The 16,710-nt window shown below is 50.9% G+C and carries 17 protein-coding genes and 1 rRNA gene; all 18 read right to left on the reverse strand.

Annotation, left to right across the window (positions count from 1 at the left end; genetic code table 11):
- Positions 1-96: ribosomal RNA gene (locus tag OHJ21_RS32530) — 16S ribosomal RNA — on the reverse strand; the annotation flags it as partial.
- Between the two features lie 376 nt (positions 97-472).
- Positions 473-1,009, reverse strand: a complete 537-nt coding sequence (locus OHJ21_RS32535) for a hypothetical protein (RefSeq protein WP_100541626.1) — start codon at positions 1,007-1,009, stop codon at positions 473-475.
- Between the two features lie 152 nt (positions 1,010-1,161).
- Complete coding sequence (gene lysS, locus OHJ21_RS32540) at positions 1,162-2,673, reverse strand: lysine--tRNA ligase (RefSeq protein ID WP_100541627.1); 1,512 nt, start codon at positions 2,671-2,673, stop codon at positions 1,162-1,164.
- 226 nt (positions 2,674-2,899) lie between these two features.
- Entirely contained in the window at positions 2,900-3,376 is a 477-nt protein-coding gene (gene greA / locus OHJ21_RS32545; protein ID WP_009591919.1) for a transcription elongation factor GreA, read from the reverse strand.
- A gap of 210 nt (positions 3,377-3,586) precedes the next feature.
- On the reverse strand, positions 3,587-4,618 hold the full coding sequence (gene dusB / locus OHJ21_RS32550; RefSeq protein WP_100541628.1) for a tRNA dihydrouridine synthase DusB: 1,032 nt from the start codon (positions 4,616-4,618) through the stop codon (positions 3,587-3,589).
- Between the two features lie 214 nt (positions 4,619-4,832).
- Positions 4,833-5,039: a helix-turn-helix domain-containing protein gene (locus OHJ21_RS32555; RefSeq protein WP_076326682.1), complete on the reverse strand. Its 207-nt coding sequence runs from the start codon at positions 5,037-5,039 to the stop codon at positions 4,833-4,835.
- Complete coding sequence (gene folK, locus OHJ21_RS32560; protein WP_100541629.1) at positions 4,991-5,539, reverse strand: 2-amino-4-hydroxy-6-hydroxymethyldihydropteridine diphosphokinase; 549 nt, start codon at positions 5,537-5,539, stop codon at positions 4,991-4,993. Before folK ends, OHJ21_RS32555 begins: the two co-directional genes overlap by 49 nt.
- Before the next feature lie 7 nt (positions 5,540-5,546).
- Positions 5,547-5,909: a dihydroneopterin aldolase gene (gene folB / locus OHJ21_RS32565; protein WP_006207454.1), complete on the reverse strand. Its 363-nt coding sequence runs from the start codon at positions 5,907-5,909 to the stop codon at positions 5,547-5,549.
- Between the two features lie 37 nt (positions 5,910-5,946).
- Entirely contained in the window at positions 5,947-6,807 is an 861-nt protein-coding gene (folP, locus tag OHJ21_RS32570; protein ID WP_100541630.1) for a dihydropteroate synthase, read from the reverse strand.
- Entirely contained in the window at positions 6,804-7,691 is an 888-nt protein-coding gene (locus OHJ21_RS32575) for an aminotransferase class IV (protein WP_100541631.1), read from the reverse strand. The genes folP and OHJ21_RS32575 overlap by 4 nt, the downstream gene beginning before the upstream one ends.
- Positions 7,688-8,269, reverse strand: a complete 582-nt coding sequence (pabA, locus tag OHJ21_RS32580) for an aminodeoxychorismate/anthranilate synthase component II (protein WP_100541632.1) — start codon at positions 8,267-8,269, stop codon at positions 7,688-7,690. The genes OHJ21_RS32575 and pabA overlap by 4 nt, the downstream gene beginning before the upstream one ends.
- Position 8,270: 1 nt before the next feature.
- A complete protein-coding gene (locus tag OHJ21_RS32585; protein ID WP_100541633.1) occupies positions 8,271-9,935 on the reverse strand; it encodes an anthranilate synthase component I family protein in 1,665 nt (554 codons plus the stop codon).
- Between the two features lie 262 nt (positions 9,936-10,197).
- Positions 10,198-11,133 (reverse strand): cysteine synthase A, encoded by a 936-nt coding sequence (gene cysK / locus OHJ21_RS32590; RefSeq protein ID WP_071221062.1) that lies wholly within the window; start codon positions 11,131-11,133, stop codon positions 10,198-10,200.
- Positions 11,134-11,554: 421 nt separating this feature from the next.
- Positions 11,555-12,490 carry a peptidylprolyl isomerase gene (locus tag OHJ21_RS32595; RefSeq protein ID WP_100541634.1) on the reverse strand — a complete coding sequence of 312 codons (936 nt, stop codon included), beginning with the start codon at positions 12,488-12,490 and terminating at the stop codon, positions 11,555-11,557.
- A 20-nt stretch (positions 12,491-12,510) separates the two neighbouring features.
- Entirely contained in the window at positions 12,511-13,395 is an 885-nt protein-coding gene (gene hslO / locus OHJ21_RS32600) for an Hsp33 family molecular chaperone HslO (protein ID WP_326116158.1), read from the reverse strand.
- A 57-nt stretch (positions 13,396-13,452) separates the two neighbouring features.
- Positions 13,453-14,217 carry a type III pantothenate kinase gene (locus tag OHJ21_RS32605; RefSeq protein WP_009591942.1) on the reverse strand — a complete coding sequence of 255 codons (765 nt, stop codon included), beginning with the start codon at positions 14,215-14,217 and terminating at the stop codon, positions 13,453-13,455.
- On the reverse strand, positions 14,214-15,089 hold the full coding sequence (gene nadC / locus OHJ21_RS32610; RefSeq protein ID WP_486022376.1) for a carboxylating nicotinate-nucleotide diphosphorylase: 876 nt from the start codon (positions 15,087-15,089) through the stop codon (positions 14,214-14,216). The genes OHJ21_RS32605 and nadC overlap by 4 nt, the downstream gene beginning before the upstream one ends.
- Positions 15,079-16,695 (reverse strand): L-aspartate oxidase, encoded by a 1,617-nt coding sequence (nadB, locus tag OHJ21_RS32615; RefSeq protein WP_100541636.1) that lies wholly within the window; start codon positions 16,693-16,695, stop codon positions 15,079-15,081. Before nadB ends, nadC begins: the two co-directional genes overlap by 11 nt.
- Positions 16,696-16,710 lie beyond the last annotated feature (15 nt).

Genomic DNA, 16,710 nt, shown 5'->3' on the forward strand with positions numbered 1-16,710 from the left:
TTCAGGAGTGCAAGCACTCCATCAAGTCCGCTCGACTTGCATGTATTAGGCACGCCGCCAGCGTTCGTCCTGAGCCAGGATCAAACTCTCCAATAAAGTTTGACTTGCTCATTTCTTAAACTGACGAGAATTTGTTCAATTCTCTATTTCAACGTCCCACCAAAGTGGTTCGTTTTACTCACTCGTTGTTCAGTTTTCAAAGATCAACTTCTTCGTTTGTTGCCAACAGTTTATCTCGTTAGCAACTCTTATATCTTATCACATCGGCTCGATCATTGCAAGCTTTTTTTGAATTTATTTTTCAAATTCATTTCGGCTTGTTATCTCAAGCGTTTGTTTCGACCGTATTTCTTGGCCGGAAATATAATATACCATGGCATTCGCCAATATGCAACCCTTTTGAGTTAATTAGTAATAAGGTAAAATAATACATTCACTTGCTTACTATATACTAGATATTCATTGCCTCCATTTATCCCGCCTGCTTCTTAGGCCAGAAGGTATAGCTGAAGCTATATATGAAATCAATTCCCAGGATCACTGCCCATTGTAAAGCCATTGCCTTTAGCTGCTCCGTTCGTGCCGGTTCCCCAACCACAAGAATCATAACGCCAAGTAATATAGCTCCTATCACCCACGCCAACACATGGCGATACCATCCCTGGCGCTCACGCTTGGCGCGAGCTGCTCCATATTTCGGCGCCGATCCCGGTTTTTCGCCACCTGCAAATCGGTGAGCAAACCGTGCGTCCGCCCATTGGATCATCTGATGCCCAAAAGCAATCGTCACCCCGATATATACAGCCGCCAGCCCATGCATGAATCCGGCTTCCGCCCCGCCACGGAGATCTATAATGGTTACGGCTATCAATAATAAGTCGATGATCGGCGTACACAGCAGCAGTATTCCGCCCGTTCTTTTCATGCCGAGCAGATACCTTACGCTTAACCCAGCTAGAACAAATACCCAGAATAAAATTTCACATCCAATAATAAAAGCTCCAATCATTACGCCAGCCCCTTTTTAATACAAGTGTACCAAATAAATTTATCATAGCTTTCTTCTCTAAACAAGAGGCAATCGAGAAGCCCATGCAAAAAAGGCAGCCGACTATAGAGATCTATAGTCAACTGCCTCTTCAACCATCAATGGAGCAAATTCTATTCCTTATTACGCATATGTGGGAACAGCAATACATCGCGAATGGACGGGGAATTCGTAAGAAGCATGATCAAACGATCGATCCCGATACCAAGTCCGCCTGTTGGCGGCATACCGTACTCCAGCGCACGCAAGAAATCCTCATCCATCTCGTGCGCTTCGTCATTGCCCTGTTCCTTTTCCTTCATCTGCGCTTCAAAACGCTGACGCTGGTCGATCGGATCATTGAGCTCCGAGAACGCGTTCGCGTGCTCACGCGCCACGATAAACAGCTCAAAGCGATCCGTGAACCGCGGATCCACGTCGTTCTTCTTCGCAAGCGGCGAAATTTCAACCGGATGACCGGTTATGAACGTTGGCTGAATCAGCGTCTCTTCAACAAACTGCTCAAAGAACGCGTTCAAGATGTGGCCGAATGTCATATGCGGCTCTACCGGAACTTTATGTTCTTTTGCAAGGCGATGCGCTTCCTCGTTGGACATTTCCACACTAAAGTCAACGCCGACCACTTCTTTTACGGCATCAACCATGGATACACGACGCCATTGTGGCGTCAGGTCAACCTCGTGCCCTTGATACGAAATCACTTGTGTACCCAGCACCTCTTGGGCAATATGGGCGATCATATTCTCGGTCAGTGCCATAATATCTTTATAGTCTGCATAGGCTTCATAAAGCTCAATCATCGTGAACTCCGGATTATGACGGGTAGAGATTCCTTCATTCCGGTATACGCGGCCAATCTCGTACACTTTTTCCAGGCCGCCCACGATCAGGCGCTTCAGGTGAAGCTCAATCGCGATCCGCATATACAGCTCCATATCCAGCGCATTATGATGCGTAATGAACGGACGTGCCGCTGCACCACCAGCGATCGAATGCAAAGTCGGGGTTTCCACTTCAAGATAGCCTTGGGAATCCAGGTAACGGCGCATCGATTGGATAATACGGGAACGGGCAATGAAGGTCTTCTGCACATCGGGATTGATAATCAGGTCGACATAACGCTGACGGTAACGGAGTTCCACATCCTTCAAACCATGGAATTTCTCAGGGAGCGGATACAACGACTTCGAAAGAACCTCCAGCTCCTTCACCTTAATGGTGGTTTCACCGGTTTTGGTCTTGAACAAGACCCCTTTCACTCCGATGATGTCACCAAGATCAAGGATGCTGAATGCTTCATATTGCGCTTCTGCAATCGAATCCTGGCGAACATAGATCTGAATCCGGCCGCTCAAATCCTGAATATGAGCAAAAGAAGCCTTGCCCATGCCGCGTTTAGCCATAATCCGGCCGGCCAGGTTCACTTCCACCTGCTTCTCTTCCAGTTCTTCCTTGGAGAGCTCGTCGTACTGTTTCAGAATATCACCTGCGTGATGTTCTCTTTCGTATTTTCCGCCAAACGGATCGATGCCCAGCTTGCGAAGCTCGTCCAATTTATTGCGGCGAATTTGCAAAAGCTCACTTAACTCCTGTTCTTGTTCCTGGTTATTCATTTCTTCCGTCATCGTCATCCATCTCCTTCATTTCACTTCCATCATAAATCCCCAACAGCACAAGCGCCGCCACCCATTACATGATCCGGACAGCCCTTGAACAACTTGTACACATTCGGTTAGGACTTAACGGTAGGGCAGCCATTAAAAGACATACCATTCACCCATTAAGCCCTCAACACAGCCTTGCCTATTTAAAAAAGCCCCCCGAAGGAAGCTTTCTACACCACATTCCGACTTACTTCTTAATGTCTACAATTTTATATTGAATAACGCCCGCAGGAACGTTAACATCTACAACCGATCCTTTTTGCTTGCCAATAATCGCTTTGCCGACAGGACTCTCGTTAGAGATCTTGTTGTTCAGCGGATCCGACTCAGCCGTACCTACAATGGTATATTCCATCGTGTCGCCGAATTCCAAATCCTCTACGATCACCGTGTTGCCCACACCGACGACATCGGTATTGATATCATCATTGTTGATGATGCGCGCATTGCGGAGCATTTTCTCCAGCGTGATAATCCGGCCTTCGATAAAGGCTTGCTCGTTCTTGGCGTCTTCATATTCGGAGTTTTCACTAATATCACCATAACCGATGGCAACTTTAATCCGCTCAGCCACTTCACGGCGTTTTACAGACTTTAGATTTTCAAGTTCGTCCTCCAGTTTCTTCAGACCGTCCTGGGTAAGAATGACTTCTTTATCGCTCATTAACCGATTCTCCTGTCATGTAAATAATTTAAACCACGGTATCAACATACTATATGCGAATTCTTGGGGATCAGAACTTCCCTCTGATGCCTGCTCAATTTCTTGAATTTATACTGAAAGATTATATGGGAACCATTTCAAAAAGTCAATGCGCGCAAAGGCTGTCACGAATGACGCATACACGCACCCGTTAACAGCCTGTACCCCAAATTATCCCATTGCCGCAGCGGCTTGAGGATATACACTTTTTGTCGATTCTTCTTGGGCCTCTTGATTGTTCACAAAGTTGTTCAGAAGGCTCACCATTTCGTCGCGCTTCGTTTCTTCCATAATAATATCTTTAATGCGGGCGGAGCCTTTCAGCCCTTTCAAATACCAGGAAAGATGCTTGCGCATTTCCCGTACCGCAACCGCTTCGCCGCGCAGAGCGATCAGCCGGTCCATATGCAAAATGGCAATCCGGATTTTCTCCTGCGGAGCCGGGTCCGGCAGCAGCTGGCCTGTCTTCAGATATTCCACGGTACGATACAGCATCCATGGGTTCCCCAGCGCTCCGCGGCCGATCATGACACCATCGCAGCCTGTTGTATCCAGCATCCGGCGAGCATCCTCCGGCGTCACCACATCGCCGTTACCGATAACCGGAATGGAGACGGCTTCTTTCACTTGGCGAATGATGTCCCAATCCGCGTGCCCGGTGTAGAGTTGCTCGCGCGTACGTCCGTGAACGCTGACCGCTTGACCGCCCGCGCGTTCGACAGCCTGTGCATTTTCGACAGCATAGATGTGATCGCTGTCCCAGCCTGTACGCATCTTCACCGTCACCGGTTTGTTCACGGCATCGACAACCGCCGCTACCATTTCATAGATTTTGTTCGAATCCAGAAGCCAGCGCGCACCTGCATCCACCTTCGTTACCTTCGGCGCAGGGCAGCCCATGTTAATGTCGATGATGTCGGCATTGGTCTGCTGATCGACAACTTTGGCCGCTTCCACCAGGGAGTCGCGGTCACCTCCAAAAATTTGCAGGCTCAACGGCTTCTCCCGCTCGTCAACGAACAGCATTTCCCGGGTGCGCTTGTTGCCGTGAACAATGGCCTTGCCGCTAACCATTTCAGCGCAAACCAATCCGGTACCGAATTCCTTAGCAATCAATCGGAAAGCGGGGTTGCACACGCCTGCCATAGGCGCCAGAACCACTTGGTTCTTCATCTCGATGTTTCCGATTTTCAATGCATCCATTTTATGTGTCACTCCTTTCTATTCAGATATTTATAGTCAAAAGATCCCGGTTCTCGTGCAAGGGATCCCTGAGTTTCAAACCAAACCATCATACTCATTCATCGTATTATCGTCCAGTCCGCAAAAATTACTTTTCGCATCCAGATCATCTTCCTATATTAATGGCTAGGTTTGATAAAAAATAAACCTGCACCAGCCTTCCTATTCAGATGATCTAGCTCCGTTCCTTAAGCTCCTGCAATGTAATCTCCAGCACGTCTGCAATCTGAGCCAGCATCTGCTCCTCGGCACGGCGGTTCCCCCGCTCAATCGCACCAAGCACAGCCAAGGAAATACCGGTTCGCTCGGCGAGCTCTTGCTGGGTCAAACCCTTTAGTTTTCGGAAAGCGCGGATACGCTGCGCCAGCTGCTTGTTTTCCAAAGCTGTATTCCTTCCTTTCCTTCCAGGTTCTCAAGTGCTGTCTTGACCACATGGTACAGACCCGAAGGTTCAAACTCAAATACAATATCGGCCAGCGGTCTAAGAACGAAAGCCCGCTCCTGCATACGGGGATGCGGTAGAACCAGGTCCGGCGTATCCAGACGGCGTCCATCCATCCACAACAGGTCAAGGTCAACTGTCCGAGGTCCCCAGTGGATGTGACGAACCCGTCCAAGCTGTTTCTCAATGCGCTGCATTTCGGCAAGCAGTTCATGAGGACTGAGCGATGTCGACACGGCTGCAGCCATATTAAGAAACATCGGTTGGTCTACATATCCGACCGGCTCGGTCTCATACAAGTTGGATACGCGTTCTACCGTTATCCCGGGTACTTCATCCAACCGTTCCAAAGCCTCCATCAGGTTACCTTCACGGTCTCCCAAATTGGCCCCTAAAGCAATATAAGCCTCTGAACACTCAGAGGTGGCGTGTGAATTCATGATCGTCTCACTTCCTGGTCCGGTGCAGCTCAATGGTCACACCTTCAAAATGAATGTCAAAAGGCGGGTGCGGCTTCGTCAATCGGACCGTTAAAGCATCGATAATAGTATAAGTGTCCAATACCTTAGATGCAATATGCTCCGCTAAAGCTTCAATCAGGCGGAACGACTCCGTCCGCATAATATCCAGCAAGAGATCATGAATCTCGGCATAATTTACCGTTAACGTCAGGTCGTCCGTCTTCGCGGCTTTGCTCAAATCCATCTCCAGCTCAAGATCCACATAGAATCGTTGTCCCAGCTTGCGCTCTTCCTCAAACACACCATGATAGCCGTAGTATTCCATGCGGCTCAGTATCATTTTATCCATCTCTACTCCGCCCTTCCATCCTTTGTCCCGAAAAAAATTATATGCGTGTAAGCTCCATCGAAGCGTAAGTCATGGCATCACACATCTTCGCTGTCCGTTTCATATGCAACACGTCATGCACACGAACGATCTGGCAGCCTTGCGCAATCCCGTAAGCCACCGTGGCGGCCGTTCCCTCCAGCACATCTTGTGCCGGGGCGCCAAGTGCGGTCTGGATGAACCTTTTGCGGGAGGTGGCCAGCAGTACCGGAAACCCAAGCCCCACGAGCTGATCGAGGGATGCCATCACTTTCATGTTCTCGTCATAGTCCTTGGCAAACCCGATACCCGGATCAAGCAAAATATGGCGATCCTGCACACCTGCAGCTCGAGCAATCTCGACACTTTCCAGCAAATCGCGCTTTACGTCCTCGATGAGATTGGTGTAATTCCGATCACGGCGATTGTGCATCAAAATCACGGGGCATCCAAGCTCTGCCGCTGTCTTGGGCATATCCGCGTCGTCTTTAAACCCCCAAATATCATTAATGATATGAGCTCCCGCTCCAATCGCCTGACGCGCAACTTCCGCTTTATACGTGTCAATCGACAACGGAATATGCGGCGCATGCCGGTGAATAGCTTCAATAACCGGGATAACGCGGGCGAGCTCCTCTGCGGCTCCAACCGGCTCGTGGCCCGGACGCGTCGATTCTCCGCCGATATCGATGATGTCGGCTCCCTCTTCTACCAGCTGAAGCGCGTGCTCAACCGCCCGGTCCGTGTCGTTATAACGACCTCCGTCCGAGAACGAATCCGGCGTCACATTCAATATACCCATAATGAGCGTGGATTGACCGAGCTTTAACACAGCATCCTTGCTCAGACGATATTCACGTTCGTAAATCGTTGTTTTCATGCCTTTTGCCCTGCTTTCCTTCTATATGCGCTCAGTAATGTACGGGTTATCGGACCGGCCAAACCTTGTCCAATAACAAGAGTCTCGCCTTCAGCTCCAATCAACGTCGTGACCGGAAGAATCTCCTGAACAGAGCCTGTCGTAAATATTTCATCCGCTCCGGTAAAGAACTCCCAGCTGTAACGGCCTTCTTCGGCTTCAATACCAAGATCGGCAGCCAATTCCAGCACCACGGCCCGGGTAATCCCCGGCAAAATGCCCGTGCCAATGTCAGGCGTATATAACCGATCCGCTTTGACAAAAAAAACATTGCTGACAATACCCTCTGCCACTTCCCCGGTCGCCGTTAGCATCAGCCCCTCTGTCGAACCATCCGAGTGGCTGGGATATCCTGCCAATTCCCGTTTTGCGAGTATATTGTTCATATAATGCAGAGATTTCAGCCGAACCGCTGATTCCGGAGTGTTCCGCGGAAGGGACAGCCGCCGCATGGCTCTGCCTTTCTCGTAAAGCATTTCATTTGCGGCCGGCAGCTCTTTGGCGAATAAAATCTCGGAAGGCTTCAGATAGTCCCCAGCAGGCAGACCGAGCAATCCCTCTCCTGCCGTTACGGTATACCGGATATAAGCATCCTGTAGGCCATTGGCCTCCATCAGTTCCGATATCCAGCGACTTATCCTATTGGCATCCGCCCTGTGGGCGATTCCGAGCTCCCGGCAGCTGTCCATGAGCCGGTTCAAGTGTCGCTCTATTAAAAAAGGCTTCCCCTCATAAGTACGGAAGGTCTCGAATAACCCCATCCCGTACAGAAGGCCGTGATCCATTACAGGTAAAACAGCCTCGGCAGCTTCAACGATGCCGCCGTTCATGCCAATATATTTCATGCTTCGGCGCCAGCTGTACGCTTCAGGAAATTGCGCAGCATCTGATGGCCATGATCCGTAATGATGGATTCCGGGTGGAACTGCACCCCTTCTACGGGATATTGTTTATGCCGAAGTCCCATGATTTCGCCCTCTTCTGTCCAGGCGGTAATCTCCAACTCATCCGGCAAGGTTTCCTTCTCAACGATCAGCGAGTGATAGCGCGTTGCGGTGAACGGAACCGGCAAGCCTTCGAAGACCGAGCCGCCCGTATGCTGGATCTCTGATGTTTTCCCGTGCATGAGGCGCTCCGCACGAATCACGTTGCCGCCAAAGGCTTGCCCGATCGCCTGATGGCCGAGGCAGACGCCGAAGATCGGAATCACACCCTTGAAATGCGAAATCACATCCAGGCTGATGCCGGCTTCATTCGGCGTGCACGGTCCCGGCGATATCAGGATGTGGTCCGGGGCCAACGCCTCGATGCCGGCGATGTCGATCTCATCATTCCGGTAAACCTTCACTTCCTCGCCGAGCTCACCCAAATATTGAACCAGGTTATACGTAAACGAATCATAATTGTCGATGACAAGTATCATGTTATTTCCCCCCTATATTCGCAGCCACCGCTGCCGCTTCTTCTTCACTGCACTTCAGTGCCGCTATCAAAGCTTTTGCCTTGTTATGGCACTCCCTGTATTCCCGGTAAGGATCGGAATCAATGACAATCCCCGCGCCCGTCTGAATATAGCCAACGCCATCCTTCACGGCGAGGGTCCGAATAATAATGTTAAGCTCCATATCACCATTATAATCGATCCAGCCCATGGAGCCGGTATAAGGCCCCCGTGTCACGGGCTCCAGCTCTTCGATGATCTCCATGGTCCGGATTTTGGGTGCGCCTGTAATGGTGCCGCCAGGGAACGCTGCCGCAATGACATCATACGCATGGTTCCCTTCTGCAATCCGTCCTTCCACTTGTGACACCAAATGCATCACGTGAGAGTATCTCTCGACGGTCATCAGCTCCGGAACATGAACCGTCCCGTATGCGGCAATGCGGCCAATATCATTACGCTCCAGATCGACCAGCATAATATGTTCCGCCCGTTCCTTCTCGCTGCCAAGCAGCTCCGTTTCCATTGCCGCGTCCTCTTCCGGATTGCTTCCCCGACGCCGGGTTCCCGCAATCGGCCGAGCAGACACGACATCGCCATCCAGCTTCACCAGCAATTCCGGCGAGCCGCTGGCCAAGCTGAAGCCCGGTGAAGATATATACCCCATATATGGCGACGGATTCAGGATACGCAGCCACTCATAAATATCGGCAGGTTCCGCATGCAGCTGCATATGCCGGCGCAGAGACAAATTGACCTGAAATACGTCGCCCTGTCGAATATATTCTTGGATCGAGAGAACCGCCTGCTCGAACGCTTCCTGCGAAAAATCAATCTCCAGCCGATCCCAGATCTCGACATTCGGCCCTGACAGCTCCTGCGCTTTCTTCCATCGTTCCTGCCGTACGCGCTCATCTTCGGGACTCGAGCCGTTCCCTGAGCCTGTTTCGAACATTTGATTCCATTGGGACCACATCGATTCAGCCTTTAGGACAGCCCCATCATATAACTCTTGCAATAACTTCTCTTGGTCGGTTGAACGTTCCGAGCCTTTGGATGCATCCATTGAATCCTCGAACGCCGTCACTTCTTCCGAATTTCCTCCGGTCCCGAATGCCCAAGGCAGAGGGACATGCACCGAGCAGTAGATGCTGTCATCTGTATGATCATAAATCCAGATTTCTTCCATGCGCATCCACATATAATCCGGGAACCCCGGTTCATCCTTGGCTATCGTGGGGAGCTGCTCAATCGATCGGATCACATCGTAGCTTAGGAAACCGACGCAGCCTCCGCGAAAGTCCGGCCACTCCGGTACACGGGGAGACCGCCATTCTTTCATCCACTGCTCTAACAGATGCAGCGGCTCTCCTGTCACCTGCGTTCGTAAATCGCCGGACAGCTCGATGATCTCGCCATGGCTCCCCTTCCCCTGCAGAATGGACACCGGCCGCAATCCAAGATACGTATAGCGTCCGCCCTTACCGCTCTCCAGCACAAAGGCATATGGCGATGCCGCATTCCATGCATGCCTCCATGACAGAGGTAAACCTCTTGTTGCTCCTTTATATTGAACCAGATAGGGAACGACGGACCAGCCCTCTTTAGCCCATGCCTGCCACTGGGCCAGCTCCACTCTTCTCTCCATGCCGATCCTCCCTTAATCATCAAAAGCCTTACTGTTGCCTGTCAGTATACTGTATCCCGCTTCTCTTGAAAACCCTAAATAGAAGCTCGTCCAACAATATTTTTTGGAGCGGTCATTCCGTGGATTCCCATAAAGCGTTATCTTAGAGAGTAGTATACACAAAAAGCCCTCAATGCTATAAAAACACATTGAGGGCTCCTTCCTTGTCACGTATTACCTCAACCAAATAGGTGAGAAAATGCGCGCATATTACGAAATCATCTTACTCGAAGTTATAAAGCGGCGTGCTCAGATAACGTTCTCCGTTACTTGGAATCACGGCTACCACCCGCTTGCCTTTACCAAGCTCTTTGGCAACCTTCAAAGCTGCATATACAGCCGCACCGGAGGAAATGCCGCCAAGAACGCCTTCTTCCTTCGCCACGCGGCGGGAAGTTTCAAAAGCATCGTCATTCTCAACATGAACGATTTCATCGTAGACTTCTTGATTCAAAATTTCGGGAATGAAGTTTGCGCCGATGCCCTGGATTTTGTGAGGGCCCGGTTTGCCTCCGGCAAGGATTGGCGATGCAGCAGGTTCAACCGCAATAACCTTAATGTTAGGGAATTGCTCTTTCAACACTTCGCCCGCACCTGTAATCGTTCCGCCTGTTCCGATACCAGCAACGAATGCATCCAGGGAACCACCGATGGATTCGATCGCTTCAACGATTTCCGGACCTGTCGTTTCACGGTGGATCTTCACGTTGGCTTGGTTCTTGAATTGCTCGGCCATAAAGAATCCGGCATTTTCCTGCAGAATTTCTTCTGCCTTCTTAACCGCGCCGTTCATTCCTTCCGATCCCGGTGTCAGTACCAGTTCCGCGCCATAGGCACGCAGCAGGTTGCGGCGCTCCAAGCTCATGGTTTCAGGCATAACGATAACCGCTTTGTAGCCTTTGGCAGCTGCCACCATAGCTAAACCAATGCCGGTATTACCGCTTGTTGCTTCAATAATGGTATCGCCCGGCTTCAAACGTCCGTCCTTCTCCGCTTCTTCCACAATGCTGATCGCGATCCGGTCTTTAACGCTTGCGCCCGGGTTCTGGTATTCCAGCTTCAGATAGATTTCTGCGCTATCCTCCGGTACGATCCGGTTCAAACGGACGAGTGGAGTTCCACCGATTAATTCTGTCACATTATTTACGACTTTTGCCATGAATGAAGCCCTCCTCTAAATATGAATCTGGATTAACTAGTCATAATGGTGTTATACATTCTAATGTCGAATCATTAAATTTGTAGTGTCTGGATGTTGAAAAAATGTGGAGCCATTATATAGACCCAAATTGTTGATTATTGAGGCTCCTAATATCCGAGTAAAAAGGTAGGTTTTTATACCTTCATCTTAACAACGTTACGAGTCATTGTCAATATCCCGCACCTCGAAAATCAACATTTCTAGGTGGTTTTTCCTGCGCCTCCCGAACGAGGAAAGACGAATTCGCCTCTAAGACTGCATACTCAGGTAATCATCATTCCCGGAAAATGGGATCCCTTGAATACTTTGGCACAAAAAAAGCTCCTGCAGCCGAGTCTTACACCGCCACAGCGAGCTTTCCCCTATGTTCTTCCTCTACTTACAGCGTGACCGTGCCCGCACTAATCCGTGCCTCATATTTCTCGCGAAGCTGACGCTCCAGTTCCGATAAGGACACCGACTGCTCCAGGGCCAGCTGCTTGCGAACGGCCTTGCGGACACTTTCCTCGCTAGGGGCCTGAGGTTCGATAATTTCCTTCACATATACAATGGCATAGGTGTCTGTGAGTGTGATCGGCCCCGCAATATCCCCGGGCTCAAGTGTTGAAGCTGCATCCAGCACTGCCGGGGGCAAAAAGGGATCATCCTCCTCGACCAAGCCGATCTGCCCGCCGTCTTCGCGAGTATACTCATCGAGAGATACCTGGGCTGCGAGATCCGCAAAAGCCTCTCCATTCTCCAGCCGATCCATGACCCGTTCCGCCTCATCTTTCGAAGCGACTTCGATTATGGATAAATTGAACTGCTTCTTGGGGCGAAATTGGTCTGGGTACTGTTCCAGATACGAATCGATCTGCTGCTCTTCGATGTGTACGTCGGAAGTCGCAATTTTTTCAAGCAGCAGCCGATACGTTGTCTCTGTCTTTAATTCACTCTCCGTAATGCCAAGCTGATTTTCCATTTCCGATAAGAAACGTTCCTTGGAACCGTAGCTGCGGCTCATGACTTCGATTTCCGCATCAACTTCCGCCGGCGTAACATCAATATCCTTCGCTTTGGCCTCCAGCGCTACGGCGTGCCGATTCAGCATAGTCATCAGCATTTCCCGGCCATAACGCTTCTTTAGCTCGTCAACCCACTCGTCTTCGGTAATCGCCCTGTCCTGGATGGATGCAACTGGTTGGGAGCCTTCTTTCCACGGTGGTGAAGCCTCTTGCGACAAATTCCCGGAAAACAGCATCCAGCCGCCCATACCCAATACGCATGCTGTCAAGACAATGACGGTCGCCCACAATCCCTTCTCTTGTCTCGTCATCACGGTCGCTCATCCCAACGTTAAGATTTGGCCCGCTCTAGCACGGATTTTAGCTGTTCCTTATCGAACCTATATTTTTCGTTGCAAAAATGACAGGAAACTTCAGCCTTGCCATCCTCTTCGATCATCTGCTCAAGCTCTTCCTGCCCCAAACTGATCAACGCGCGCTCCACCCGCTCATGCGAGCAGTCACAGCTGAAGTACACTTCCGTTTCCTCCAAAATGGTCACATCCGGAACGACTCGTTTCAGGATGTCTTCCAGTTCCAGTCCTTCTTCCAGCATCTCGGTGATCGGAGGAATCTTGCTTAGCGCAAGCTCGAGCTCCTTGATCTCATCCTCGGTAACGCCGGGGAGAAGCTGGATGATGAAGCCGCCGGCATTCGCCACGGAATAATCGGGTGAAACCAGCACACCCAGGCTAACCGCCGAGTTGGTCTGTTCGGAGACGGCAAAATAGTATGTGAAGTCTTCAGCCAGCTCGCCCGAAATAATCGGTACGCTGCCACGGTAAGGCTCCTTCAACCCGAAATCCTTGATCACATCAATATGACCTGTGGTCCCTACAGCGGCGGCTACATCCATCTTGCCCGGACGGATATTCGTCAGCTCCACATGCGGATTTTTGACATATCCGCGTACCTCGCCGTTGGCATTGCTCTCCGCCGCAATCAAACCGATCGGTCCGTCGCCGCGCACTTGAATGCTAAGACGCTCGTCTCCTTTCAGCATAGCTCCCATCATCGCTGCTGCTGACACGGTTCGGCCCAAAGCGGCTGTGACGACAGGAAACGTATCATGTCTTTGGCGAAGCTCTTCGACCAAATCGGTTGTCCGAACGGCAAATGCCCGCACTTTCCCGTTTAATGCCGTTCCCCGCAGCAAACGGTCTTTTTGATTACCCATCTTGAGGCCTCCTTGTCTTTCTAGTTGTTTGTAATATCTAACGGTTTTATATCGGTTCTAGTTACGCTCATAAATAATACGCAAGCCTTCCAAAGTCAGAAGGGGAGAAATCTCTTCAATGGACTCCGTTTCGCCGGCAATCAGCTCGGCCATTCCCCCCGTAGCGATAACCTTAACATTGTCCGTACCCATCTCGGCTTTTATACGCTTGACCAGGCCATCGACCTGTCCGGCATAGCCAAAAACGATACCGGCCTGCATGGCATGCACGGTATTGCGCCCAATCACCTTTTTCGGCTTTTCAAGCTCTACGCGAGGAAGTTTGGAAGCACGCTGTACAAGAGCCTCCGTGGCAATGCCAATACCAGGCACAATCACTCCGCCAAGATAATTGCCTGCCTCATCGATGCAATCAAACGTCGTCGCCGTACCGAAATCCACCACAATCAGCGGCCCCCCGTACTGCTCGACGGCTGCAACTGCATTCACGATCCGGTCAGCGCCAACCTCGCGCGGATTCTCATACCGCAGATTAAGTCCCGTTTTGATCCCCGGTCCTACGATCAGGGGCGCTTTGCCAATATATTTATTGCACATCTCCTCGACCACACGTACAAGAGGAGGAACTACGGAAGAAACAATAACACCTTCTATTTGGCTTACCAATATATTGGACATTTGAAACAAATTGTGAATCAATACACCGTATTCATCCACGGTAGACTGACGCGATGTACTGATTCGAAAATCATGCAGCAGCTTCTTTCCCTGATACACACCCAATACAATGTTGGTATTCCCTACATCCACAACCAGAATCAACCTTCTGTCCCTCCTTTCTTCGCATTCAGATCCAGACTGATATCGAGACTATGGAAAGAATAAGTCAGCCGTCCAACGGATATCACATCGACCCCGGTCTCGGCAATCCCGCGTACGGTCTCCAGCGTCACGTTCCCCGAGGCTTCGACGCGAACATGAGGAGCCTTGGCCTTGATTCTTCGAACAGACTCCGCCATTATGTCATGACTCATGTTATCCAGCATAATAATATCTGCGCCTGCAGCCAGTGCTTCCTCCACCTGCGCCAAGCTCTCAGTTTCAACTTCTATAGTCATGGTATGTGGAATATGGGCTCTTGCCCGGCTGACCGCTTGCGCGATGCCGCCTGCGCCCTTAATGTGATTATCCTTGATCATAACGGCATCGTACAGACCGAACCGATGGTTCGCCCCGCCGCCAACCCGAACGGCATACTTCTCCAGCATTCGGTGGCCTGGTGTCGTTTTGCGGGTGTCCACCAATCTTGTCGGCAATCCCTCAAGTACATCAACAAAAGAACGTGTTCTTGTTGCAATACCCGAAAGACGCTGAAGCAAATTCAAAGCGAGACGCTCGCCTGTCAAAATACGGTGAGTGCTGCCTTCCACTTCGGCGATAACCGTCCCCTTTTCAACCTCGTCCCCATCACGAACCAATGCCGTAAACGTCAGCGACGGATCAACCGTTTCGAATACCAGCTCTGCTACCGGCATCCCTGCCACGATTCCCGCCTCCTTGGCATGAATAACGCCCTTGGATTCATGACCCGGCTCAATGGTGGTGAGGGTGGTGATATCCCCCGACCCAATATCCTCCTGCAGCCAAGTCCGTATACTCTGGAGTAGGCCATCGTTGTATCCGTTAAACATCATCGCTTAATTCCTCCGTCATTTCTTGATCCCGTGTATGGACAATATGTTTCTGCCATACGCTGTCATTCCGCTCCGGGAAATCCTCACGGTAGTGGGCTCCCCGGCTTTCTTCACGACCCAGCGCACCTTGAACCACGAGCAGGGATGCTGTGAGCATGTTGGCAAACTCGTATTCCTCACGCTTGGAGAGAACCGAATGGAACAATGGCAGCTGACGGCCGAGCTCTTCCGCTGCTCTTAATAGAGTATCCCGATTTCTCCGAAGTCCTGCATAACGTACCATCACCTTCTGAAGCTTCAAGCGTTTTTCCACCATCGCCTGGGACGGAGCGTCCTTGCGACCGAGATGGAATGATACATGAAGTGGATCTCCTGAGGGTTCCGGCAGGCTCTTAATACGTTCAACAATACGGCTGCCGTACACAATCGCCTCCGACAGCGAATTGCTGGCCAAACGGTTCGCCCCGTGGACACCGGTAGACGATACCTCTCCGCAAGCAAATAAACGCTTCACGCTGCTCTCGCCGTGCAGACTGGTTTTAATGCCCCCCATCATATAATGCGCTGCCGGGGAGACCGGAATCCAATCTGAGGATAAATCGAGTCCATACTGCATGCAGGTTTCATAAATCGTTGGGAATCGATGTTTGACCATCTCCGGCGACTCATGGGTAATATCCAGATAAACAAAGGTAGACCCCGTTGCTTCCATCTCACTGACAATGGCCCGTGCAACAATATCCCGCGGCGCCAGCTCCAGCAAATCATGGTATTTGGGCATGAACCGTTCTCCTCGTATATTCCGAAGAACAGCACCTTCACCGCGAACCGCCTCTGATATAAGGAATCGGGGCGCACCCGGATAGCTAAGCGCCGTCGGGTGGAACTGAATAAACTCCATATCCCGAATTTCTGCGCCTGCCCGGTAAGCCATGGCAACGCCATCCGCTGTAGCAACCTCCGGATTGGTTGTATACCGGTACAATTGGCCGGCGCCGCCGGCACACATAACCGTCGCCCGTCCACGTACGAATACCCGTTTTCCGTCCGGCATTTGTACCAAAGCGCCATGACACTCTCCCTGCTCGGTAATCAGGTCAATGACAAAATGATCGTCCCACACCTCTATATTGTGAAGCATTTCAACCTGAATGGAAAGGGCACGCACAATTTCATACCCGGTAGCATCCCCGTTGGCATGAAGGATCCGGCGGTGACTGTGGGCGCCTTCTTGGGTCAGTGCGAGCTCGCCATTCTCCACATCAAACATCGTACCGAGTCGAATCAGCTCTTGAACGCCGACCGGACCCTCGTTTACAAGCACATCCACCGCGGCAGATGAACATAGACCCGCCCCTGCCAGGAGGGTGTCCTGACGGTGGTAGGCCGGAGAGTCATCCTCAGCTGTTACGGCTGCAATCCCTCCCTGCGCATAACGCGTGTTGCTTTCGAGCAGCGATTTTTTCGTAATCAGCAGTACATTCTGAGTCGCACTTGCCATGATCGCCGTATATAAACCCGCAATGCCTGAACCGATCACGATGACATCCGTCTGGACAACCGGAAGATCGTTCAGCTCAAAATCAATTAAATACTGCGGTATCACGATACCTCACCTGTC

The organism is Virgibacillus sp. LDC1, from assembly GCF_025792345.1.
GTDB classification, from domain to species: Bacteria; Bacillota; Bacilli; order Paenibacillales; family Paenibacillaceae; genus Paenibacillus_AQ; species Paenibacillus_AQ lautus.